This window comes from Burkholderia sp. 22PA0106, assembly GCF_047497155.1.
Taxonomy (GTDB): Bacteria; Pseudomonadota; Gammaproteobacteria; order Burkholderiales; family Burkholderiaceae; genus Burkholderia.
The window spans coordinates 394216-416954 of record NZ_CP163162.1 but is presented as its reverse complement, the minus strand read 5'-3'; the positions used below and the strand labels follow the sequence as shown (position 1 = coordinate 416954).

The following is a 22739-nucleotide window of genomic DNA, read 5'->3' as shown; positions in this document are numbered from 1 at the left end:
CGTCGGCACGCGGCGAATTTGTTTCGGATGGCCGATCGTCATCCGGGCCGCCCATGAAAAACCCCGCCGACCGTCAGTCCCCCTGACGAATCGCCCACGGCGCGGGCGGCTGCCCCGGTTGCTTCTCGGCCCGGTCCGCGGCCCGATCCGCCCCTATCTCGCACGTCCCCTGTCATGTTTGCTTCACAAGGCATGACTGAGCCGCGCCAGTTTCGCTTACACTCCTCCGATTGCCCTTCGCGTTCCGCCGCGATGGTCCCATGCGCCCGCAACGCCAGGAGATGCTCCCGCATGCACGCCGTGCCCCTGCAGAACACGAACAACGCCACCGATTCCACCGTCACGCTTCCCGTGCGCGATCTGCGCCGCGTGCCGATTCATCCCGATTTCTGGTATCCCCTCGCCTGGTCGCGCGAACTCAAGCGCGGCAAGACGCTCGGCGTGCATTTCGCCGGCGATCCGATCGTTCTGTTCCGAGGTGAATCGGGAACGGTTTTTGCGCTCGAAGATCGCTGCGCACACCGCCAGGTGCCGCTGCACGCCGGCGTGGTCGACGGCGACGCGCTGCGCTGCGGCTATCACGGCTGGACCTACGATTGCAGCGGCCAGTGCGTCGATGTCCCGTATCTCGGCAAGGAGCGCCTGCCCAACGGCGTGCGGTCGTATCCGTGCCAGGAAGTGGCAGGCCTGATCTTCGTGTTTACCGGCGATCCCGCGCTGGCCGCCGAAAAGCCCGTGCCCGGGCTGCCCACCGTGTCCGACCCGAAGTACAAGACCCGCCGCTTCGGCCGCAAGGTCAAATGCCACTACTCGTTCATGCACGAGAACCTGATGGACATGAACCATCAGTTCCTGCATCGCCGCGAGATGGGCCAGATGAAGGCGCGTTCGCTCGGCCGCCGCCGCGGCGACGGCTGGGTGGAAGTGGATTACACGTTCTCGCGCGCCGAGGGCAAGCAGCCGATCGGCGAGGCGCTCGTGTTCGGCGCCAGCAAGAAGCCGCAGGATCAGAGCGACAAGAGCGTCATGACGATCCGCACCGAGTATCCGTATCAAAAGCTGAAGATCCTGTCGAGCGAAGGCACGCTGGTGATGGATCTCTGGATCGTCTACGTGCCGCTCGACGCCGAGCAGCGCACCAACCGGACGTTCGGCATGCTGTCGATCCGCAAGCCGTCCGTGCCGTTCGCGCTCGATTTCGCGTGGCCGCTGCTGGTGTGGTTCACCGAGCGGATCTTCAAGGAAGACCGCTGGATCGTCGAACGCGAGCAGGAAGCGCACGACATGCAGGGCGCCGACTGGAACAACGAGGTGTTTCCCGTCATCAACGACCTGCGCGACGTGCTGCGCACCAACGGCGGGCGCACCGTGATCCCGATCCACCGCGAGATCGGGCCGGCGGCCTGAGCTTCACCGCGCGGCGCGCCACGCGCTGCGCTCTGCCCGACGGGCGTAAAAAAGCAGGCTGCGCGCCTGCTTTTTTCATTCCGGGTGCCTGAACGCCTAACGCGCGGCGATGCCCTGCATCAGCAGATGCTCGAAGTCCTTCAGGGCGGCGGCCGCCGTCGCCAGCGGGCTGGTGTGGCCGATCGCCAGCAGTTCGCCCATCGCGTCCGTCTCGATCCGCACCGCCTTCATGCCCGCCCCCACTTGCGCGAACGGATGATCGCTCGCGTAGGTGCGCAGTTGCACGGAAGCGCTCACCGCGCCGTCGCGCCGTTCGATGCGGCCGACCAGCTTCGGCACCCGGCCCTCGGCGCGCCAGCGCGCGAGATCGTCCGGCAACACGTGCTCGATGCCGTCGCGCGCGATCGCATCGAGCGCGAGCCGCGCGCCGAAGCCCGCGTTGGCAAGGATGCAGATCTTGCAGGCCGTGTCCGAGCCGTCCAGATCGAAGCGCGGGTCCGGCTCCGCCATGCCCGCGCGCTGCGCCTCGGCCACCGCGTCGGCGAACGCGACGCCCGACATCATGCGATCGAGCACATAGTTCGTGGTGGCCGTGAAGATGCCTTCCATCACGCTCACCTCGCAACCGGCCGCATTCAGTTCGATCAGGTCGATCGTGGGCAGCGCGGCCGACGTCGCGCCGCTGATCTTCAGCCGCACGCCATTCGCATCGGCCAACGCGCGCAGCCCCGGGTAATCGAACACCAGCGCGCCCTTCGAGATCGCGATGCCGTGCGCGCCCGAAGCCAGCGCCGCGCGCAGGTAGCCGTAGCCCGCGCCGCCGGTGCGGTAGTCGGTCGGGCCGGCCTCGATCAGCACCTGCGGCCGCGCGGCCGCCACGAACGCCTCGCCGGTCAGCGCGGCATCGAGCGGTGCATCGGCGTCGAGCGCATCGCGCAGGCCGTCGCGATCGATGCGCCCGCCGCGCGAGCGGCTGATGCCCGTGAGCCGCACGTCCACGCCGTAGCGCTCGCGATAGCGCGCGTGGCGTGCCGCCAGCAGCCCGGCGACGGCCCGGCCGATCTGGCCGAACCCCGAGATCACGACATCGCAGCGTGACATGGCGCTTACTTCGCGAACAGCTTGCCGAGATCGGCAAACGCCTTGAATTCGAGCGCGTTGCCCGACGGATCGAGGAAGAACATCGTGGCCTGCTCGCCCGGCTCGCCCTTGAAGCGGATATACGGCTCGATCACGAACTTCGTGCCCACCGCGCGCAGCTTGTCGGCCAGGACGTGCCATTGCTCCAGCGTCAGCAGCGCGCCGAAATGGCGGACCGGCACGCCGTGGCCGTCGACCGCGTTGGTGGGCGCGATGCCGGCTTCTTCGGGTGCGAGGTGGGCGACGATCTGGTGACCGAACAAGTTGAAATCGACCCACTCGGCCGAGCTGCGGCCTTCGGGGCAGCCGAGCAGATCGCCGTAGAACGCGCGGGCGGCTTCGAGGCTGTGGACGGGGAAGGCGATGTGGAACGGCAGCAGGGGGGCGGGGGTTTGGGGGGTGGTCATCGTCGGGGCTCCGGTTTTGTGGGGGTGGTTGGGTTCGCTGCCGGTTGGGCGGGGAACCATGACGATGATGTTAAAGATTCATGGTATCGATGGAAAACGATATTTATTTTTGTTTAATGATCGAAATTTTTGATGGATTGGGGGTGGGGTAACAGAGTGACTGCGATCGCGCTACGCGTCGCCGATAGTATCGGCTTGCTTCGTCGCGCTTGAAGGCAGGTACCGGCCACTCATCTACGATGAACCGGGCTCGCTTTAGAATCCAGAAAAGATGGTTCGCCAAGCCGATTAGCTCACGGTAAGAAAAAGAGACGTCATGAAGAGACGATGCCTGCTAAAGGGTGTTGCCGCCCTGCCGTTCCTCCCCACCACCACGATTTTTGCCGACGTGATTCCAGCAGCGGCTCGAACGGGCCGCGTCCGGCCTCGCGATCCTGCGTGGCCGGACGCAGAGGAATGGGAGGCGCTGAGTTGCGCAGTTGGCGGAAATCTGTTGCGACCAACGACCATCTGGCAGACCTGTGCGCAAGCGCCCCGCACGCCCGATTGTCTTGCTCGCCTGGGGGAAGCGCGAAACCCGATCGCGCTCGGTGACGATCCTGGCGGCACGCAGATATCAGGGTGGCTCGACGGATGGACAGCCCGCGCGAGCGCTTACGCCGTGGCGGCCCGTTCCACCACCGACGTGGTGGCGGGCATCAATTTCATGCGCCAACACAATTTGCGTCTGGTGGTGAAAGGCGGGGGGCATAGTTACCTTGGCGGCTCGAACGCGCCGGATTCCCTTTTGATCTGGACACGCGCGATGAACCGCATCGAACTGCACGATGCATTCGTTCCATCGGGCTCTTCGATGCCTCCGACCCCGGCTGTGACGGTAGAGGCCGGCTGCATGTGGATCGATGTCTACACTGCCGTTACCACCCAGGCGGGACGATACGTCCAGGGCGGCGGCTGTGCGAGCGTGGGGGTGGCCGGCCTCGTCCAGGGCGGCGGTTTCGGATCGTTCTCGAAGCGTTACGGATTGGCGGCCGCGAGCCTGCTCCAGGCCGAGATCGTCACCGCTGACGGCGTGGTCCGCACGGTCAACGCATCGCGGGAGCCCGACCTTTTCTGGGCACTGAAAGGCGGAGGTGGCGGCAGTTTCGGTGTGGTGACCCGGATCACTTTGCAGACCCACGATCTGCCCGAGCACTTTGGTTGGGCCGAGTTCACGGTCAAGGCCTCATCGCGCGAGGCTTACCGGCGGCTGGTTGAACGGCTCGTTGACCACTATGCCGAAAACCTGTTCAACCCCCAATGGGGCGAGCAGCTTGTTTTTCACGAAGACGAAGTCAGGGTGTCGATGGTGTGTCAGGGCCTCGACGACGGACGGGCCAAATCGGTCTGGGCGCCGTTCATCGATTGGGTACGAGCCTCACCGGCAGATTTCATCTTCAACGACGAACCTCGGATCGGCGCCGGTCCCGCACGCCGCTGGTGGGATCTCAAGACCAACCCGGGGCTAGCGCCCGACCCACGGGCCGGAGCGGCCACCCAGCACGGTTGGTGGCGAGGCGATGGAGACCAAGCCTCACTATTTCTGTACGGCTACGAGTCACAATGGCTGCCCGCGACGCTTCTCGAACCCGCCCAACGCGGCCGGCTTGCCGGAGCGCTCATGGAGGCCGCCCAATTTCAGAGCGTGGAACTGCATGTCAACAAGGGACTCGCGGGCGCCCCTGCGGAGGTGAACGCGCACGCACGTCAGTGCGCCATGAATCCGAAAGTTGCCGACGCGTTCGCTTTGATGATTGTGGCTGCGGGCGGTTCGCCGCCGTTTGCGGGTCTCCCGATCACGCCGCCTGACATGACAGAGGCATACCGCCAAGCCGAGCGTGTGGCCAAAGCCGCGGCCGTTCTCAAAGCATTGTCACCACAAGGCGGCTCCTATCTGTCGGAAACAGATTTTTTCCGTGGAGATTGGCGCGAAGCGTTTTGGGGGGCGAATTATGCGCGATTGAAAGCGATCAAGAACCGCTACGACCCCGAGGGATTCTTTTTTGTCCATCACGGGGTCGGCAGCGAGGACTGGAGTTCCGACGGCTTCACGCCGGTGCGGTCGTGATCGTTGGGATGTTCGTCTATTGATTTGCAGCGGTTGCGTGTCGTCCATTCGGGCACAGACTGCTTCGGGTTGGAAGCGGCCGGCCCTCTCGGTCCGCTTGCCGGCCAACCGCAGGCGTTCGTCAATTCCTGAACTCCGACGTACGAATGTCTGCGTCGCGACCGGTTGCAGACATTCTCCCGAATCAGAGGACCGTGCAAGCGTCGCATCCGGGCCGGCCTGACGGTTCCTATGCTCGGCTCGCAAGCTTTCATAACTTGTGCGTCAGTTCATTCGCCTGGTACTAAGCCGCTCTGCGCAGGGCATTGATCGCGACCCGTAGCCGCGCAGGGATAACCGCCGCCGTTGCCCAGAGCAGGTGGACATCATGGTGGCGTGCAGGGAGGTGGGGTAGGAGTTGAACAAGCGTACCCGACGCGAGCGTGTCCTCGACCAGCCAGTCGGGCAACCACGCAACCCCTCGGCCCGAGACCGCCGCGTCAAGGATGATCCCGAGATCGGCAACGCGGATGCGCGAACGTGGCTCGACCAGTTCCAGTCGTCCGTCCTCGGTCGGGAAGATCCAAGGCTCGCTCCATCCGTCGCGATGGTAGACGAGTGAGTCGTATCGGCCAAGGTCGTCGAGCGAATTGGGCATGCCCAGCCGCGCAACCAGCGACGGTGCCGCGCAAAGCACTGTCGCGTGCCGGCCGACAATGTACGACGACAGGCCAGCCGCCGTACCGATCGATCCGCTCCTGACGGCCAGATCATATCCCTCCTCGACAAGGGACACGCAGCGATCCCGCAGATCGATTTCGATTGTCAGCTCAGGATTCTCGTCTGCGACACGCAGCAGCAGTGGCGCGACTTTCAGTCGGCCGTAGAGCACGGGCATCGTGATTCTTAGCACGCCGCTGGCGCGTTCGCGCCCGGCATCCAGCCACGCGGCGCCCTCGCGCAGTTCCTCCGTGGCCCTCACGCATCGAGAGAGAAAGGCGCGGCCCTCATCGGTGAGCAACTGTGCGCGTGTCGTTCGGTTGAACAGGCGAACACCGAGGCGATCCTCGATGCGCGCGATCGCCTTGCCGACCGCCGAGCGCGAAAGGTGCAATTGCCGGCCGGCAGCCGCAAAGCTCCCCGCCTCTGCTGCGGCGACAAAAGCAGGAACGTCTTTGAAAAGATCAATCACGTTGTATCCCCAGAGGCTACATCAGGGCGAAATATTATCGTTACCGTCGCCAGACAGGCGCGGTCTACCATCGTACGCATGGATATTTCTTTTCCTTCCCTTAACAGCCGCAAGGAGATTCGCGTGCGCTCACCTCGTTTCCTTCTCCCTCTCGTGATGTCGCTGGCCACCGTCGGCATCTTCTTGACCGTCCCGGTTTCGGCTCAGCAGAGTGAGCAAGCGAACGTAATGCGGGAGACGGCAGCCCTGTCCAGTCAGCAAGGGAAGTGGATCGTTGTCGAGACATTCTGGGTTCGTCCGGATGCGCCGCCAGTAGTCACCAAAGGGCTGGTCGCCGAAAGGCGCATGGCGGGCGGTTTGCTGGAAGAGCGTCTGCATACCGTGAACAGCAAAGAGCCCGTGCGTATCGATTATCTTGGCTATGATGCGATCGCGGGGCAGTGGTGCTATGTCTCCATCGACACTCGCGTGCCCGTCCCCCCGATGACGGCATCGAGCTTCGAGCGCGACGCTCCTGACCGCATCACGCTGCGTTTCGAGCCGTTTGCCGCGCCACCGATCTTGCCTGAATGGTCAGGACGATTGCTTCGAATGGAACAGGTGATCGCGCGCAAAGGCCCCGACCACGAGACGAAGGACCAGTACTTCATTCTGGCGGATGGAAGCGGCACCCGATGGCTCGCGCATCGGTACGACTACCAGCGCGAGCGTTGAACGAACAGATCTGCCAATCCCTCGTGCCCGCGATGCGTGCCGGCCAAGCTTCGTCCACGAGGCGAGACTGCAATCTTCAATCAGCTAACTAATCGAACTTGACCAGATCCTTGAAAATTAGGTGACCCCAGTGCTTTCCGCGTGCATGCACAAGCCATCCGCCTTCCGAAAGGCCGCCAAGCTGGATCGGTGCGAAACCGAGATTTTTAGCAAGCTCACCGATCTCCGCTGCTGCGGCAGCATCGTCGCTCGCCAGAAACACGACTCTCCTGCCTCCATGCACAACCGGGTCCTGGTCCAGGACGGCAGCAACCAGATGGTTGAAGCCTTTCACCAGGCGGACTCCGCTGAACGCCTTCGCAACGAAGGCGGAGGACGGAAGGCCGCCCAGTTCCTCCGGCGGGATTTGCGTGTTCATCGCGTCGATGACGGTCTTTCCCTTCCAGTTCGGCAATGCCTTCGCGACTTCCGGGTGCGACTCGAAACGAAGTGCCAGAAAGATGATGTCCGCCTTGAGGGCTTCCGCCAGGGTTTGGGGAATGATCGTGGGTCCGATCGCGGCCGCATCGGCTGCGAAGCTTGCCGGATCGCGCGTAGTTGCAACGGCCACTTCGATGCCTTTTCGGGCGAACGCTCTCGCAAGTGCGTGACCAATCTTCCCAAAGCCAATGATTGAGTAATTCATCTGTTTCTCCTTCTTTTTCAGCGCGGTCAATCGCCTCATCCGCGCCGGATTTGCTCACGTTGTAGGTCAGTGCGACTGTCGCCCCGTCCTTTGCAAGACGTTCGGCAATCGCGCGGCCAATGCCGCGGTAACGAGCGCTGTTTTGCCCTTTAGCGTCTTTAGTGACTGCGTCATGTGATTCAGAGTTGTGCCAGGCCGCCGTCGACGGCGACCTCGCTGGCGGTCATGAAGCTGCTGTCCGACGAGGCGAGAAAGGCGGCCACGGCCCCGATCTCAGCCGGATCGGCCATACGCTGGAGCGGCGTCATCGCACCGTAGGCTTTCTGGCCCTCTTCGCCCAGCGCCTGCTTGGCCAGTTCGGTCGCCGTTGCCCCGGGCGACAGCACGTTGACGCGGATGCCGGTGCCCTTCAAGTCCTCCGCCCAGGTCCGGGCGAGGTTGCGCACCGCGGCCTTGCTCGCGCTGTAGACCGTGAATCCCGCGGCTCCCGTGGTGCCGGCGCTCGATCCGGTCAGGATGATCGAAGCGCCTGAGCTCATCAGCGGCAACGCCTTTTGGACCGTAAAGATCGTCCCCTTTACATTGGTGTCAAAGATATCGTCGATGTGCCCGGCGGTGATCTGGCCGAGAGGAAGCGGGCGTCCCGCCCCAGCGTTGGCAAAGACGATGTCGAGGGTTCCGCGCTCGGCCTTCACCGCCGCGTAGAGCCGGTCGAGGTCAGTCAGTTCGAAGACCGAGCCCTTTACAGCACGGGCATTTGGACCGAGGGCGGTCACGGCGGCATCGAGCGCTTCCTGCCGGCGACCGTAGATGAAGACGAAAGCGCCTTCCTCGATGAAGCGCCTTGCCGCAGCGAAGCCGATGCCAGTAGCTCCGCCAGTGACGACGGCGGTCTTTCCATTCAATCTGTTCATATCGTGCATCCTTCGAAACGAAAACGACAAGCCAGATTTTGAGGCTCTTGATTTATGAAGGAAATTGACTAAATATCTATAAATACAATCTACTTTTTAGATATCCATGCTCGACAGTGTCACCATCAATCAACTTCGGGCCTTCGTCGCGGTGTGTGACCAAGGAAGCTTTTCCGGGGCAGCGAGGGAACTGAGGCGTGCACAGTCGGCGATCAGTCACGCGATCAGCGCCCTTGAGAATGCCTTTGACGTGGTGCTGTTCGAGCGCAACACGCGCAAAGCGACGCTCACGGCGGCGGGCCGCAGCCTCCTGCCCGATGCGCGCGGAGTCATCTCACGCACCGAGGAAATGAAGATGCGTGCGGTTGCGATTGCTGAAACCGGCGTTCCACAGGTCTCGATCGCCGTGGATACCTATTTTTCGCGCGCCCACCTGATTGAATGCCTGCGCACCCTGCAGGCGGACTTTCCAACGGTGGCAATTAATCTGCGCATGACAACCATGCAGGGCGGCGAGCGTCTGGTCCTCCAAGGTACGTGCGCATTGGCGGTAACGATCACAGACGTGCCCGAGCTCAGCCCAGGCACGATAGAACGGCTGCATTTATGCGATGCGCAAATGGTGACCGTCTGTGCGCCATCGCATTCGCTGGCCGCAATGGCGAGGCCGATATCGCGGGAAGAATTCGGCCGGCACATCCAGCTTGTCGTCACCGACAACCAGCCCGATGCAGAAAAGACGCAACAGGGGATCGCCAGTGAACACCAGTGGTGGGTCAATGACCTCGGCGCGAAGCACGACCTACTCAGAGGAGGCTTGTGCTGGGGGCACATGCCGCGCCATATGGTCGAACAGGACCTCGCGAATGGGACGCTTGTCGAGCTCCAACGGCGCGCATGGCATATGCGCCCCCTCACGTTCATGATCTCGCAGCGGCGCGGGTACTCTGTTTCCGAATGCGAGGCACGACTCCTCGAGCGTCTGGGAGATCGCCAGAGCTGCCCGAAAGATGCTCCGGAGCTCGATCCCAAACACCCCCCAAAGAGCCCGGCAGCCCGCGAGCCCTGAGGAACGGCCAGTACGGCCTCGCGGCCCTCGGCTGACATCTGCAAAGTAAATAAGCGGAAGTCCGTTTTCTGGAATCTTCAATGGCAGCAATGCTCAGGTTCGAGTCAGTCGGTCCCTCGAGAATCGACTGGCCGAAACGGGTCGAAAACCACCAGCCACTCAATCCGCTTCGAACCACCTTCAACCGCGCGTCCAGTCGATCTGATCGAAAATCGCCTTCAGCTTGGCGCCGCGCGCGGCATTCAACATCGTTGCATGCGCCACGTGGCCAGCCAGCGAGGCTCGGAAATCGGTGCGACCGTCGCGGTTCTGCGAGGTGGGGCCATGCCGCACGCAGTTGGTCAGCGTGGCCTTGAGGAGGTCGAAGCGTTGTCGCGGCAGGTTCGGATGCCGATTCACCACCACGCCGGCCAACTGCTGGCGCATGTTGTCCCGCAGGACCCGCGTCTTCTGCGGCCTGACCGTGAAACCCTCGTCCTCGGCGATTCGCGCCACCCACAGCGGCCAGTCGCGAGCCACCCTCTTCAGCCTGTCGCCGCCCGAAAAGGCGAGATCGTCGGCATAACGCGTATAGGTTGCCCCGAAGCCGCGTGCCAGCGCGGCCAGCCGCAGGTCGAGCCGGAACGCGCACAGGTTGGCCAACGCCGGCGAGGTGGCGGCCCCTTGCGGCAGATGCCGTGTGCGCAACCGCTGCTGCGCGTGCCAGTCGAACTTCCCCTTCAGGCCGCTGACGTCGAACAGCCGGCTCGGCACGCGGTTGGTCGCCAGCGCGCTGAGCGCCTGCGCGACGGCCACGGGATAGCCGAGTGTCCGGAACAGGCCGTGTACGCGTGCCTCCGTCACAGAGCCGAAGAAATCCTCGAAGTCGAGGCGGATCACGAGCGGCTGACCCGCGTGCGGCGCGGCAAACGAGACGATGTTGCGGCCGCGCCGGAAGCCATGCACGGCCTCGTGCGGAGGGACCCGGTCGAACAAGCCATGCAGCAGCTTGTATTGCGCCACGCGCAGCTGCGGCTTGGGCTGCTCGATCAGCCGATGCCGGCCATCCGGCTTTTCTCGGGCGTGATACCGGTAGTGATGGAGCGGCGAGGCGGCTTCGTTCGGCGCGACACGCCATCGCGTGGCGAGCCAGGCCAGGTCCTCATCGGAGAGTTCGAGCCAGTCGGCCAGTTCGCGCAAGGTCGGCAGGCTCGGCAGATCGAGATGGACGAGGCGCGGCGGCGGCAACCGCTGCTCGGGCGCGCGGCGCTGGATGCGAACGATGGCGGGCAGGTCGCGTACCGACCAGCCCGGGGGAAATGGCGCCTCGAGCTCGAACAGGCTGGCCAGTTCGTCCGGTTCGGTGTCGCGCCAGACGCGCGCGAAGCGTTCCACGGCGATCCGGGCGATCGCGTCCATCCAGCCTTCGTGCCGGTCGCAGGCCAGCACCAGCCGCGCGGCGACTGCGGCCGGCTCGGGGTCGCCGGCCAGCATGGCTTCGCAGAGCAACGCAATGGTCTTCGGGATACCGGGGCGCATGAGAGAGGGCGGAGCGATGAGTCAACGTGCCGGTCCGGCTGGAGCGGCTCTGCGCGAAGCGCAGCAAGGCTCTTGCGACGTATTGCCAATTGCGTTGCAACGAAGGGGTAACCCCGTCGTTCGGGAAGCGGTCGAGCTTGCTCCCGAGGTCAGCTTGGCCCATCGCGCCGCGTGAGCACGATAAGGGCCCCATCGCACCGCTGTCAAGGCGGTGAACGGAATGCAGCGCAACCCCGTCAGCGCTGCGGCCCGTTCACCAGATCCATCACGCGTGCCGAATGGACGAGCGCGTCGCGGGTATTCATCGGCATTGCGACAGCGATTTCCTCGTCACCCACGCCTGCCTTGGCGGCGGGATCGGCATCGAGGTCGGCGATGCTTTTGAAATGGCAGAGCAAACCGAGGTTTCATGTACCTCGCCGGTGAGCGGTCGCTTGCCGGCCAGTTTGAGACATTCGACGCCGCCTCCTAGATCGGTGACAATTTCTGCTTGACGTGACGACTAGAGGGGGCTCGCATGGGGAGCAAATTAGACGAGTTGAAGGCCGAGATGGCGACGAAGCTAAACAACGCGCAGGAACAAGTTGCCGACGAACGTTCCTTCCTTGCATTTCTGGCACATCTGGCCACTGACTGGTTCACTGAAGCCGAAGTTGAAGCGAGCAACCCATCTTCACCCTATTCAAGCGGTGCCTTGGGCTGGCAAAATGATTCTATAGACCCCTTTCTCGAAGCATCGTGTGCGTGGGCAGATGCATCGAGGAAAGGCCTGAAATACTACACACCGCCTGAAAACCCTTGGAGACGCGCAGCTGACATTTTAATGTCAGGAGAAATCTATGAATAATCTGACCGTGCATGTCGGCCTCTAAGAAGCTGTTGCGAAATTAGTTATCCAGAGATTTGAGACGTGTCCAGCAAATCAAGGCACAAGCCAAAGACATAAAGGCCTCGTGTACATGAGCGTAGCGTTCATAACGAATTTTGAGCCGTCGAAACGAGTGCAACCAGGCAATCGAACGCTCCACTGGCCAACGTGTTTTTCCCAGTCCACTGCCATGTGGCGCGCCGATTTTTGCGAGCATCGGCGTGATGCCGCGCTCACGCAAGCGCTGCCGATGGGGCTCAGAACTGTAGCCCCGGTCGCCTTGTATGATTTGCGGCTTGCGCAGCGGACGTCCCCGCTTGCCCCTGATGTGTGGAATGGCATCGACCAGCGCATCAAGCTGGGTAATGTCGTGACGGTTTGCTGCACTCAGGATGACCGCGAGCGGGATGCCTTGCGCGTCGACGATGAGGTGGTGTTTGCTGCCGAGCTTGCGCCGGTCCGTGGGATTCGGGCCGGTTTTTTTCCCGCCAGTACGGCGCGGATCGATGAGCTATCGACGAGCGCACGCGAGAGGTCGATTTCGCCACGGCGACGCAACTCGGCCAGCAACGTTTCGTGGATGCGTTGCCAGACGCCGGCCTGTTGCCACGCCACGAGCCGTCGCCAGCAAGCCGTGCCTGAACCACATCCCATTTCTTGCGGGAGTAGATTCCACGCAATGCCCGAGCGCAACACGAACACAATGCCTGCCAGCACCGCGCGGTCGGGTGTCGGTTTGCGGCCTGCATACTGGCGATTGCGTGGTGCTCGCACCGGCAGCAGCGGTTCGATGAGTGACCACAATTCGTCGTCTATCAGTTCTTTCGGCATCGCTTCCTGTTGGGCAAAACAAGACAGAAAGTTAACACCAAGTCGGAAAAGTTAACAGACCCAAAACCTAATTTCGCAACAGCTTCTAAGTTGGGTCACCGTTCGGCGGAACCGGACGTTCAGGAAATCGGAGCAGCATGAATAATTTCATCTTCTTGCGGAACCGGAGTTTCGAGGTCGCAACGGCGAATTTGCACTACTGTGGCGGCATATGGTCGCTCGAAATTGAGGCGAAGCCCCAAGAGTTTGACGGCGAGCTGTGGACACCTCGGCTCTACCACCAGGGCTTCAACATGCACGCGCATACTGCCGAAGAACTGCAGGGCATGAGTACGTCGTGGGAGCACAAGACAGACGCTTCGTATCCACATCCCGAACTTGGGTTGCTATACGTATTCGGGCATCACGACGTCTATGATGCGACGCTAAGTTTTGGCCGTTTGCACGAGAGGCTTCTTGAAGTCAGCTGGAGCGGGCTGTGCGATGTCTTTTGGGACGGCGACTATATGACCCGCGTGCCGTTTCGCAGCGAGTGCCGCGCGTGCTGTTCAGCTTTTTAGCGTGGGAGCCCCTTCCGGCGAGGCTGTGTGAAAACGCATGCTGAATGCGGCGCTCCAGGAAATCGCCCCCCAGATCGCGCCGTATTGGCTTGGCGGCGACTCGGGAAGGGTAAAGCCGCTCGATGAGCCCGCATAGGCGGTCGACTGACAATTGGCTTGTGGATTCCGATAAGTGAGTGTTTCTGGAAAATCGCTTTGAATTCGGTCGTGACTCGAAATTCAAAGCGATTTTCCAGGAGGACTTATCACTGGCTATGGCTACAAACAAACCTGCCGCCTTTGCCATTGCAAAGGTTCACACGTTGCCAGTGGAATTGATGAAGCCCGAACATCACCAGCAGGACGCTCAAAGCCAATAGAAGCATAAGTCCCTTTATTCATACTGTTCTCCAAGAAACCGCGTTGGCACTTTAGCTCGCAGTGAACGTCTGTTCTGGAGAACTGCGACGGACCGCTCAGGGTTGCGGATTCAACCCGCCAATCAAGTTGGTCGGTTCCCGGCCACAAACTGCCGTCACATGCCATCACACATGATCGTGCCCGTTCCCGGCCTCACGCATCGGTCTCATAAAGCAACCCATAACCTGCGTTCGCTCGCTTGATTCGCGCAAATCCCAATTCCCCCAAATGCATACCAGCAATCAAAAGCCCCTCCGAACTGACCAGATCCAGAAGCCGTGACCGTGTAGCAGCCGCCTCGGAAGGATCCTGATCAAACGCAATCGACACCTCAGGCCGTGGAATCTGGATATGCGGAAAATGAACGATATCTCCCCATACCAGCACAGCCTGATCATGCGATTCGAACAAATATCCAGAATGCCCGTCCGTATGCCCCGGCAGCGGCATCGCCCGAATACCGGGAAGCACCTCCCCTTCATCGAACGTGCGAAGCGTGTCGCGGTATCCGTCGAACACTTGACGCGCTATCGCAAAGTTACCGCGCGCACGCTCGCTGGCACGGCTCAGGTTTCCCTCATCCCGCCAGAATGCGACCTCTCGCTGATGCGCCACCAGCTCCGCATTCGGAAAGGCGATGTGCCCGGCCGCGTCCACCAGCCCACCGACATGGTCAGGATGAGCGTGTGTCAGCAGGATCGTGTCGATCTCGGCCGGTTCGACACCGGCAAGCAATAAGTTTGACTTCAAGCGCCCGCCCCATTGCTTGATACCCCCGGCCCCGCCGTCGATAAGAATCGTGCGGCCCGCTCCTTGCACCAGATAACAATTGATATGCACTGCGGAAGGCTCATTCTGCGCGGCATCGCTTTGCATTCTGGAAGCCTCGGCAGGGTCGATATTCGACAGGAAATCCAGGCTCGCGGTGAGATAACCGTCGCTGATCGCGGTGATGGTGAAATCCCCGGCTCGCTGGCTGGGAAAGGTAACGATGGACACGATTCTTCTCCGGAAGACTGTCTAATTTCGAGCGTGAATATCCGACGCGGCGTAGCCGAAACAACGAATGCGCGCCGTGAGACCCGTGCGGCGCGCGATGGCGTCGTCGAGGCCTTCCATAAAGCGGTTCATGACGGCTGGCGTGCGAAACGTTTCAAGCCGATAGTGGATTTCCGCGAAAGCCGGATGGCCGTGTCCATGCCGAACATCGACATAGATGACATGAACGTTCTTGAGCGCCGCCTGAAGCACATCTGTGCAAAGCTCGACGCAATCGCGGGAAAGCTCGGCGAGCTTTTCATCGGAGGGTATTTGCCCCGCAGGGATATAGAGCGTGATGTTGGGCACGGCAGACCTACTTGCCTTGTTTTGTCAGTTGCTCCGTCATCGGCGCATAGAAGTGAACATCTTCAAACATCCCCCCAACACGCTGCGCAGCTTGCCGTGGCAGCTTTGCAAGCCAACGGCGTGCCGGAAACTTCTCCAGCGCAACGGCTTGCATCGACAACGGCGTGAGGCCCATCTGGACCAGAGGTTCGGGGCCGCCTGCACACAGCGCGAGGAGTTCGTCCGCGTTGACCGCAGGCGCAAGGCCAATATCGCTATAGAGATTTCGGTGCCAGTCGGTGATGTGTTGCTGCCACCTTGCAAAATTGCCGCCGCCTTTCAGACGATATTCGTCGCCCGTCAGGACATCGAGGCCGTCAATCGTATGGATAGCCAAGTAGACCGGGCAGCCGCTGCTGATCGACTTGAAGCGCTGCGACGTGTGAAAGCCGGTGACCGAGATGAGGGCAGGCAGTTTTTCAAGGCTGTAGAAGTCGTTCCATTCGGCTTCGCTGTCGGGATCGGCGAAGCTGCATTCCACGGTGTAGATCATCAGATTGTCCTTCGTGACGGCCGGGTAGATCGCTGCAAACGACCGATTTTCATTGCAGTAACGTAATGCTAATCTGGCGTTTCCAGCCTATATAACGATATAAACTCAGCCTTCATTGACGTTTGCTCAAGCTGACGTCCAACGCTCTCCCCCGTAAAACACCGATGCGACGCAAGATTCCAAGCAATTCCGCGCTGCTGGCCTTCGAGGCGGCGGCTCGACACGGCAGCTTCGCGCGCGCGGCTGAAGAGCTGGCGCTGACCGAAGGCGCAATCAGTCGTCAAATCGCGCGCCTGGAAGCGTTTTTAGGTATCGCGCTATTCGATCGCGTGGGAAACCGGGTTCGGCTTGCGCCCAACGGCACGCGCTACGCGGTGCAGGTTCGCGAGATTCTGAATCGGCTGGAACGGGACAGCCTGTATCTGATGGGGCAGCCGATCGAGGGCGCGAGCATCGATATCGCCGCCATTCCGACCTTTGCCACCCGCTGGCTGATCCCTCGCCTGAAACGGTTTCAACACCAGCATCCGAACGTCACCGTGCATATTGCCGAGTGCATGGAACCGTTCATTCTTGCCGGTAGCGGCTTCGATGCCGCCATTCATTTCGAGCATCCGGCGTGGGCGGGTATGCATTCGCATCGTCTGCTGGAGGAGGTGCTGGTGCCGGTCTGTAGTCCGGCGCTTCTCGCCGACGCCGGTCCGAACCCATCGCTGGACGCGTTGCCCCGCCTTCACCGACGACAAAATCCGGATGCGTGGCAGCTTTACGCGCAGGAGGCCGGCATCGCGCTGACCAATTCGGCGGTTGGCGCGCGGTACGACCTGCATTCGATGCTAATCGAGGCCGCGCTGGCCGGTTTGGGCGTGGCATTGGTGCCGCGTCTTTACATCGGGGCGGAGCTTGAACAGGGCCGTCTGGTCGCGCCCTGGCCGGACGGCAAAACGATTACCAAAAACTTCTGTCTCGTTCTTCCTGAACCGATCGAGTTGAGTGAAGCGCCGCTGCAGGCATTTGCGACATGGATTCTTCATGAAGCGCAGAAGCACGTACGCACTACCGACGATTCGGCACCGCTGACATAATCCGCCCACCGGTGCCGAATGAATTGACGGCGGCCCATCCATCCCCGCAGCCGATGGCGCCGACAACAACACTGCCTGGAGAACCCATGTCGAAACGTGTGTTGCTTGCGGTTCTGCTGCTGACGCTCGGCGCGATCGGGCATGCGGCAGCCGCGCAGCCCTTGATCAAACTCGTGATTGGCGGCAAAACCCAGTCGTTCAGCCAGGCAGAGTTGCTGGCGCGATCGGATGCTGCCGAGATTCACGTTCCGCAAGATATCGCCTACGGTAAATCAGCGACCTATCGCGCAGTGCCGCTGGCCGACCTGCTCGACGCCACGGCATTGCCGGCGGACAGCGTGCTCGAAGCGCGCGCGACCGACGGCTTTGCCGCGCAACTGCCGATGGATCTCGTGCGCAACCGTGATACCGCGATCGCCGTCGCATGGCTCGCGGTGGAAGACCCGGCACGGCCATGGCCCAAGTTGCCGGGCAAGCCGGTCGGCGCCGGCCCGTTCTATCTGGTCTGGGTCGGCCGGGGAGCGGCATCGGTGCGCAGCGAGCAATGGCCTTACCAGATCGCGCAACTGGCCACGCAACCGTCTCCCTCCGCTCGCTGGCCGGTGCTCGCCGTCGATCCGGCATTGCCGGCAACCGATCCGATCCGCGCGGGCCAGAGCCTGTTCATCACGCAGTGTTTCGCCTGTCATCGGCTCAACCACGCGGGCAGCGCGGATACCGGCCCCGACCTCAACGTGCCGATGAATCCCGTCGAGTATTTTCAGCCCTCGGCATTGCATCGCTATATTCGCAATCCGGCATCGGTTCGGGACTGGCCCGGCAGGACCATGCCGGCTTTCTCGAAGGATCAGTTGAGCGATCGGGAGATCGATTTGATCGTCGCTTATCTTGCGTATGTGGCGAAGCGGAAAGCTGGCCCGTAACGCATAAAGCTAACGGTTGGACGATGCGGGCCAGTCTTTCACCGGCCTGCTCAACGTGGAATTTTTTCCGTAATCGAAGGCTTGAAAGCGCCACGCGGCGTAGTGCCGAACGCACGGCGATAGGCGTGCGCAAACGCGCTTTGCGACGAATAGCCGACCGTGAGCGCCACTTGCGCAATGTTGTCTTCTCCGCTGGCGAGCATGGCGCGCGCACGCGCAAGCCGCCAGGACCTCACGTAATCGAGTGGCGGCTGGCCCACCGTCCGCGTGAAGAGCGAAGCGAACGCCGACCGCGACATGCCGACCTCTGCGGCAAGGCGCGCGACCGTCCAGGGCTCGGCGATGTCGTTATGGATCAGGGCAAGCGCGCGGCCCAGACGCGGCTCGGCCAGCGCGTCCAGCCAACCGGCGGGGACCGGGCCGACGGTGCGGGCGCGGATCGCCTCGATCATCAGGACTTCGGCAAGCCGGGCAGTCGCCGTCTCCGATCCCATCGCATCGCGCGTGATTTCGGCATCGAGCAACTTGAGCACGGCGGCAACACTGGCCGCCGCCCCAGGCGAGCGCGGGACGATCGCGAAGACCGGGAGCATGTCGAGCAGGAATCCGGCATTTTCTCGCGCCAGGGTGATGCCCCCGCCCAGCATGATGGTGTCATCGCCATCGAGGCGCAGCCTGTCCAGCGCCATTCCTTCGTAGTACTGCATACCGTCGATGGACGGCACGCCGGGGCGGCTGGCAACGGTATAGGACGTGCGGCCGATCAGGCAGACATCGCCGGTGTGCAGAAACTCGCCGGCGTGGCCGGGGAGTTCGATCCAGCAGGCGCCCTTCAGCACGGCGACAAATTTCAGGCGCTCCCGCTCGGGAAAAGCGAGCGCCCAGTCCCCAGCAGCTTCAAGCCGCGTCGGACGCGTGGCCCGCGCGTCGAGCAGCGCAAGCACGTCGGACAGCGGGTCACGCGGAGATTTGGACGATCGCGACAAATTCATGGTGAGCCGAGCATAGACCATCTTTTGATGTCCCTGTTTAATTTCGACATCAAAGGAGAACGAAATGAATAACACGAAGGTGATTGCGATCACGGGCGCGAGCAGCGGCATCGGGCGCGCAACCGCACGGTTGCTGGCGAAGCACGGTCACGCGGTGGTGCTCGGCGCTCGACGCGAGGCCGTGTTGATTGACCTGGCCGCCGAGCTTGACGCAGCCGGGGGGCGGGCGAGCCACTGCGTGACCGACGTGACGCGCCGCGCCGATCTCGAGGCTTTGGTGGCTCACGCAGTCGACCGCTTCGGGCGCCTCGACGTGATCGTCAACAACGCCGGCATTGGTCCGATCTCGCGCTTCGACGCGCTGTGCGTCGACGATTGGGACGCGATGATCGACGTCAATCTGCGCGGCACGCTATATGGCATTGCCGCTGCGCTGCCCGTGTTCGCGAGGCAGGACAGCGGCCACGTGATCAACGTGATATCGACGGCAGGGCTGAAGATTCTGCCGACCATGGGCGTGTACGCCGCCACCAAGAACGCCGTGCGCACCGCAACGGAGGCGTTGCGACAGGAAGCCGGACCCAAGCTCCGGGTTACCGAGGTTTCACCGGGCGTGATCGATACCAATTTCGGAGATTCCATGACCGATCAGGCGGCAAAGGCCGCGGTCGAGGATCGTTTGAAAGCGATCGCCATTTCGCCCGATGCGATCGCGCGGGGCATCCTTTTTGCCATCGATCAGCCGCCTGACGTGGATGTCGGCAGCATCGTGATCCGGCCGACCGCGCAGGGCTGAAATCGGGGTGAACCGGCCAACGGCAACGTCCGGCCGTTTCCCGCGCAGAGCTACCCACGATAGCCTGAAGCCGACGGACCAACCGGGCGAACCCACCCGTATCAGGCGGCCTCCCCCTCCGGTCGGCTATGATGCGTGTCCTCTCCGAAGTCCGAAGTCGCCCCTCATGATCTCCGTCCGTAATGTCACCCTGCGCCGCGGCGTCAATGTCGTACTCGATCGCGCATCCGTCACCTTCGCCCCAGGCGAAAAGATCGGCCTTGTCGGCCGCAATGGCGCCGGCAAATCCTCCTTCTTCGGCCTTCTGAACGGCACGCTGCATGAAGACAGCGGCGAGTTTTCGATTCCCGCTGCGTGGAAGATGGGCCAGGTCGCGCAGGACATGCCCGAGACGGAACAGAGCGCGACCGATTTCGTGATCGAAGGCGACACCGTGCTGCTGGCCGCGCAGGCGGAAGTCACCGCCTCGGAAGCCAGCGACGACGGCATGCGCATGGCGGAGGCCTACATGGCCCTGCACGACGCCGGTGCCCACGATGCCGCCTCGCGGGCTCAGGCGCTGATTCTCGGCCTGGGCTTCAGCGATGCGCAGCTCGACCAGCCGGTCAACAGCTTCTCCGGCGGCTGGCGCATGCGGCTCCAGTTGGCGCGTGCCCTCATGTGCCCGTCCGACTTGCTGTTGCTCGACGAACCGACCAATCACTTGGACCTCGACGCGCTGGTCTGGCTCGAAGCGTGGCTCAAGCGCTATCAGGGCACCATGGTCGTGATCAGCCACGACCGGGAATTCCTCGACGCGGTGACGCAGGTGACCGTGCACGTCGACAACGCGAAGCTCGTTCGTTACGGCGGCAACTACAGCAAGTTCGAAGACATGCGCGCCGAGCAGCTCGAATTGCAGCAGGCCGCGATGGCAAAGCAGGCGGACAAGATCGCCCACTTGCAGAAATTCATCGACCGTTTCAAGGCCAAGGCCTCGAAGGCGAAGCAGGCGCAGAGCCGGGTCAAGGCGCTCGAACGCATGGAGAAGATCGCGCCGGTGCTGGCCGACGCGGAGTTCAACTTCGAGTTCAAGGAGCCGCTCAACATTCCGAACCCGCTGCTGTCGATGCTGGACGCGAGCTTCGGCTATCCCGCGCCGGCGGACGCCGCGCCGGGCACCCCGCCGACCGTCATCGTGCGAGGCATCAATCGTTCCGTGCTGGCCGGGCAGCGCATCGGCATCCTCGGCGCCAACGGGCAGGGCAAATCCACGCTGGTGAAAACGGTCGCGCACGCGCTGACGCCGATCACCGGCGAGATCAGCGAAGGCAAGGGCCTGAACATCGGCTACTTCGCCCAGCAGGAACTCGACGTGCTGCGTCCGCTCGACACGCCGATCGAACACATGATCCGCCTGGCCAAGGACACGCCGGCGCATATGCGCGCCCCCGGCCAGAGCGGCACGGAGCAATCGCTTCGCACGTTCCTCGGCAGCTTCAATTTCAGCGGCGACATGGTGCATCAGGCCGTCGGCACGATGAGCGGCGGGGAAAAGGCGCGGCTCGTGCTGTGCATGATCGTGTGGCAGCGCCCCAACCTGCTGCTGCTCGACGAACCGACCAACCACCTCGACTTGGCCACCCGCGAGGCGCTGGGCATGGCGCTCAACGAGTTCGAGGGCACGGTGATGCTGGTCAGTCACGATCGGTCACTGCTGCGCGCCGTATGTGACGAGTTCTGGCTCGTGACCAAGGGCGGCGTCGAGCCCTTTGACGGCGATCTGGACGATTACCAGCAGTTCCTGCGCGACGAAGCGCGTCGCATGCGCGAGGAAGCGGGCGCGAAGTAACGGGCGCGGGGAGATTCCGCCCGAGTGGGCGGTGGATTCCAACTTCGATCGGGAAACATATCCTTGAAAAAATGCCTGATGGTTTTGGCCTTGGCGATGTCTGTTATCGACGCATCTGCGCAGGTTTCGTTTCCCTCGCTTCCTCGCTTTGGCCAAACTCAACAGCGCTTTGGCATGGGGATGATTTTCGACTTTCCGCCGCCATCGCCTGATGAATCTACGCGAAGCGTCCATGATTTTTGCATGCGCACGGCCGTATCTGCGTTAATACGCTTCGACGACTTCCTTGTCGGAAGTACCGCATCCATCCTCCCGACATCTCCAGTCGCACCCCAGGAGTTGCCACAAGCGTTCCCGGATGGCCTTTTTCTACGCCACTCACGAGCCACTTACGATTTAGAGAGAAATCAGTGTGTGCGGGGATACAAAGACTTCCTCCCCGTGACCGTTGACTTTCCGCAGTTCGAACATCTGTATGCCGGTTTGATAACGTGCAAGCAACGGTATGGTCGTGACCATATCGCTCAACATGGGAATTGCATTGGGACGGTCGCAGAACACTTGGAGCAGCATGACCTCTGACGCCCCCGCCGGGCCACGGTGGCGCAACTGCTCATAAGCTTTTGATTTTCCGCGCGCACCGTCACCAATACCCCGACACCCAGCGAATCAGATACACGCGAAACAACCGGCCCGTCACAACATCGCCGGCAACGCCTCCACGGCCGCTTTCAGCAACGCCGCCAACGCCTCGGGATCAGCCAGCCGCGCAGTCGGCCCGGCCACCGAAACCGCACCGCGCACCTCGCCGCCGCTCGTCAACGGCACGGCCACGCACGTCAGGCCGTCGATCAGTTCTTCGGCATCGAGCGCATAACCCTGCTGGCGAATTCGCGCCAGTTCGTCCTGAAGCTGCGCCGGCTCGACCAGCGTGTTCGGCGTGAACGGCTTCAGCCCTGCGTCGCAAATGCGCGCCAGCAGCTTCGCCTCGCCAAACGCCAGCAGCACCTTGCCCACGCCCGTGGCATGCAGCGGCCCGCGCCAGCCCGCTTCCGAGAACATGCGGATCGGATGCGGCGAATCCACCTTCGCCAGATAGACGACGCGGTCGCCATCGAGCACCGCGAAGTGAGCCGTCTCGCCCGTCTGCTTCACGAGTTGATGCAGCAGCGGCGTGACGCGTTCGGCCAGCGCCGCCTCCACGCCCGCCCCCTGAAACAGCGCCGCCAATCGGAAACTTAGCCGATACGTTTTGTCATCCTGAACGATCCAGTCGCGCTGGGCCAAGGTCTTGAGCAGCCGGTACACCGTGGCCCGCGGCAGATCGAGCGACTGCGCCATCTGGCTGACGCCCAGCGCATGCTCCGACCCGGCCATCAGCTCAACCAGACGAACGGCGTGCTCCACGCTGTTGACCGTCGCGATTTCGCCCATCGCTGCTCT

The 22739-nt window shown here is 62.4% G+C and carries 24 protein-coding genes; 12 read left to right on the top strand and 12 right to left on the bottom strand.

Annotation, left to right across the window (positions count from 1 at the left end; all coding sequences use genetic code 11):
• The first annotated feature begins 291 nt into the window (after positions 1-291).
• Positions 292-1407, top strand: coding sequence for a Rieske 2Fe-2S domain-containing protein (locus tag AB4850_RS01830; protein WP_414440921.1), 1116 nt, complete (start codon positions 292-294; stop codon positions 1405-1407).
• Positions 1408-1503: 96 nt separating this feature from the next.
• Here AB4850_RS01830 and AB4850_RS01825 read toward each other — a convergent pair whose 3' ends face one another.
• Together AB4850_RS01825 and AB4850_RS01820 are read right to left on the bottom strand one after the other, a co-directional pair.
• Complete coding sequence (locus AB4850_RS01825; protein ID WP_414440920.1) at positions 1504-2508, bottom strand: homoserine dehydrogenase; 1005 nt, start codon at positions 2506-2508, stop codon at positions 1504-1506.
• Positions 2509-2513: 5 nt separating this feature from the next.
• The gene (locus tag AB4850_RS01820; protein ID WP_414440919.1) at positions 2514-2954 is read right to left on the bottom strand and encodes a VOC family protein; all 441 of its coding nucleotides are present in this window, start codon (positions 2952-2954) and stop codon (positions 2514-2516) included.
• A 316-nt stretch (positions 2955-3270) separates the two neighbouring features.
• Between AB4850_RS01820 and AB4850_RS01815 the strand changes: the two genes are divergently transcribed.
• Positions 3271-5061 carry an FAD-dependent oxidoreductase gene (locus AB4850_RS01815; RefSeq protein WP_414440918.1) on the top strand — a complete coding sequence of 597 codons (1791 nt, stop codon included), beginning with the start codon at positions 3271-3273 and terminating at the stop codon, positions 5059-5061.
• A 283-nt stretch (positions 5062-5344) separates the two neighbouring features.
• Here AB4850_RS01815 and AB4850_RS01810 read toward each other — a convergent pair whose 3' ends face one another.
• Positions 5345-6232, bottom strand: coding sequence for a LysR family transcriptional regulator (locus AB4850_RS01810; protein WP_186146825.1), 888 nt, complete (start codon positions 6230-6232; stop codon positions 5345-5347).
• 78 nt (positions 6233-6310) lie between these two features.
• On the opposite strand from AB4850_RS01810, the gene AB4850_RS01805 reads away from it, so the two are divergent.
• Entirely contained in the window at positions 6311-6946 is a 636-nt protein-coding gene (locus tag AB4850_RS01805) for a hypothetical protein (protein WP_414440917.1), read from the top strand.
• Between the two features lie 88 nt (positions 6947-7034).
• Here the strand turns inward: AB4850_RS01805 and AB4850_RS01800 are convergent, their stop codons facing one another.
• Positions 7035-7631 carry an NADPH-dependent F420 reductase gene (locus AB4850_RS01800; RefSeq protein WP_414442048.1) on the bottom strand — a complete coding sequence of 199 codons (597 nt, stop codon included), beginning with the start codon at positions 7629-7631 and terminating at the stop codon, positions 7035-7037.
• A 179-nt stretch (positions 7632-7810) separates the two neighbouring features.
• Positions 7811-8545 (bottom strand): SDR family NAD(P)-dependent oxidoreductase, encoded by a 735-nt coding sequence (locus AB4850_RS01795; protein ID WP_414440916.1) that lies wholly within the window; start codon positions 8543-8545, stop codon positions 7811-7813.
• Positions 8546-8651: 106 nt separating this feature from the next.
• Here AB4850_RS01795 and AB4850_RS01790 point away from each other — a divergent pair, with 106 nt between their 5' ends.
• Positions 8652-9614, top strand: a complete 963-nt coding sequence (locus AB4850_RS01790; RefSeq protein WP_414440915.1) for a LysR family transcriptional regulator — start codon at positions 8652-8654, stop codon at positions 9612-9614.
• A 180-nt stretch (positions 9615-9794) separates the two neighbouring features.
• On the opposite strand, the gene AB4850_RS01785 is transcribed toward AB4850_RS01790, so the two are convergent.
• Positions 9795-11132: a reverse transcriptase family protein gene (locus AB4850_RS01785; RefSeq protein WP_414440914.1), complete on the bottom strand. Its 1338-nt coding sequence runs from the start codon at positions 11130-11132 to the stop codon at positions 9795-9797.
• 278 nt (positions 11133-11410) lie between these two features.
• On the opposite strand from AB4850_RS01785, the gene AB4850_RS01780 reads away from it, so the two are divergent.
• A complete protein-coding gene (locus AB4850_RS01780; protein WP_414440913.1) occupies positions 11411-11626 on the top strand; it encodes a hypothetical protein in 216 nt (71 codons plus the stop codon).
• A gap of 56 nt (positions 11627-11682) precedes the next feature.
• Positions 11683-11979: a hypothetical protein gene (locus AB4850_RS01775; RefSeq protein ID WP_414440912.1), complete on the top strand. Its 297-nt coding sequence runs from the start codon at positions 11683-11685 to the stop codon at positions 11977-11979.
• A gap of 40 nt (positions 11980-12019) precedes the next feature.
• On the opposite strand, the gene AB4850_RS01770 is transcribed toward AB4850_RS01775, so the two are convergent.
• A protein-coding gene (locus AB4850_RS01770) for an IS5 family transposase (RefSeq protein WP_414440148.1) occupies positions 12020-12831 on the bottom strand; the annotation gives its coding sequence in 2 pieces (ribosomal slippage) (positions 12020-12492 and positions 12492-12831; 813 coding nt in all).
• Between the two features lie 137 nt (positions 12832-12968).
• Between AB4850_RS01770 and AB4850_RS01765 the strand changes: the two genes are divergently transcribed.
• Together AB4850_RS01765 and AB4850_RS01760 are read left to right on the top strand one after the other, a co-directional pair.
• Entirely contained in the window at positions 12969-13391 is a 423-nt protein-coding gene (locus AB4850_RS01765; RefSeq protein ID WP_414440911.1) for a hypothetical protein, read from the top strand.
• A gap of 176 nt (positions 13392-13567) precedes the next feature.
• Positions 13568-13750 carry a hypothetical protein gene (locus tag AB4850_RS01760; protein ID WP_414440910.1) on the top strand — a complete coding sequence of 61 codons (183 nt, stop codon included), beginning with the start codon at positions 13568-13570 and terminating at the stop codon, positions 13748-13750.
• Between the two features lie 193 nt (positions 13751-13943).
• Here the strand turns inward: AB4850_RS01760 and AB4850_RS01755 are convergent, their stop codons facing one another.
• The 3 genes from AB4850_RS01755 to AB4850_RS01745 are packed head-to-tail and all read right to left on the bottom strand — an operon-like array spanning position 13944 to position 15669.
• Positions 13944-14789: an MBL fold metallo-hydrolase gene (locus AB4850_RS01755; protein ID WP_414440909.1), complete on the bottom strand. Its 846-nt coding sequence runs from the start codon at positions 14787-14789 to the stop codon at positions 13944-13946.
• A gap of 21 nt (positions 14790-14810) precedes the next feature.
• A complete protein-coding gene (locus tag AB4850_RS01750; RefSeq protein ID WP_414440908.1) occupies positions 14811-15137 on the bottom strand; it encodes a hypothetical protein in 327 nt (108 codons plus the stop codon).
• A gap of 7 nt (positions 15138-15144) precedes the next feature.
• Positions 15145-15669: a sugar ABC transporter gene (locus tag AB4850_RS01745; protein WP_414440907.1), complete on the bottom strand. Its 525-nt coding sequence runs from the start codon at positions 15667-15669 to the stop codon at positions 15145-15147.
• Between the two features lie 164 nt (positions 15670-15833).
• On the opposite strand from AB4850_RS01745, the gene AB4850_RS01740 reads away from it, so the two are divergent.
• Positions 15834-16754, top strand: a complete 921-nt coding sequence (locus AB4850_RS01740) for a LysR substrate-binding domain-containing protein (RefSeq protein WP_414440906.1) — start codon at positions 15834-15836, stop codon at positions 16752-16754.
• A gap of 86 nt (positions 16755-16840) precedes the next feature.
• Complete coding sequence (locus AB4850_RS01735) at positions 16841-17677, top strand: c-type cytochrome (protein WP_414440905.1); 837 nt, start codon at positions 16841-16843, stop codon at positions 17675-17677.
• A 50-nt stretch (positions 17678-17727) separates the two neighbouring features.
• On the opposite strand, the gene AB4850_RS01730 is transcribed toward AB4850_RS01735, so the two are convergent.
• Positions 17728-18780: a cupin domain-containing protein gene (locus AB4850_RS01730; RefSeq protein WP_414440904.1), complete on the bottom strand. Its 1053-nt coding sequence runs from the start codon at positions 18778-18780 to the stop codon at positions 17728-17730.
• On the opposite strand from AB4850_RS01730, the gene AB4850_RS01725 reads away from it, so the two are divergent.
• Together AB4850_RS01725 and AB4850_RS01720 are read left to right on the top strand one after the other, a co-directional pair.
• The gene (locus AB4850_RS01725; RefSeq protein ID WP_414440903.1) at positions 18734-19465 is read left to right on the top strand and encodes an SDR family oxidoreductase; all 732 of its coding nucleotides are present in this window, start codon (positions 18734-18736) and stop codon (positions 19463-19465) included. The genes AB4850_RS01730 and AB4850_RS01725 overlap by 47 nt on opposite strands.
• A gap of 166 nt (positions 19466-19631) precedes the next feature.
• Complete coding sequence (locus tag AB4850_RS01720; RefSeq protein ID WP_414440902.1) at positions 19632-21296, top strand: ABC-F family ATP-binding cassette domain-containing protein; 1665 nt, start codon at positions 19632-19634, stop codon at positions 21294-21296.
• Positions 21297-21992: 696 nt separating this feature from the next.
• On the opposite strand, the gene AB4850_RS01715 is transcribed toward AB4850_RS01720, so the two are convergent.
• The gene (locus AB4850_RS01715) at positions 21993-22730 is read right to left on the bottom strand and encodes an IclR family transcriptional regulator (RefSeq protein ID WP_414440901.1); all 738 of its coding nucleotides are present in this window, start codon (positions 22728-22730) and stop codon (positions 21993-21995) included.
• Between the last annotated feature and the right edge of the window lie 9 nt (positions 22731-22739).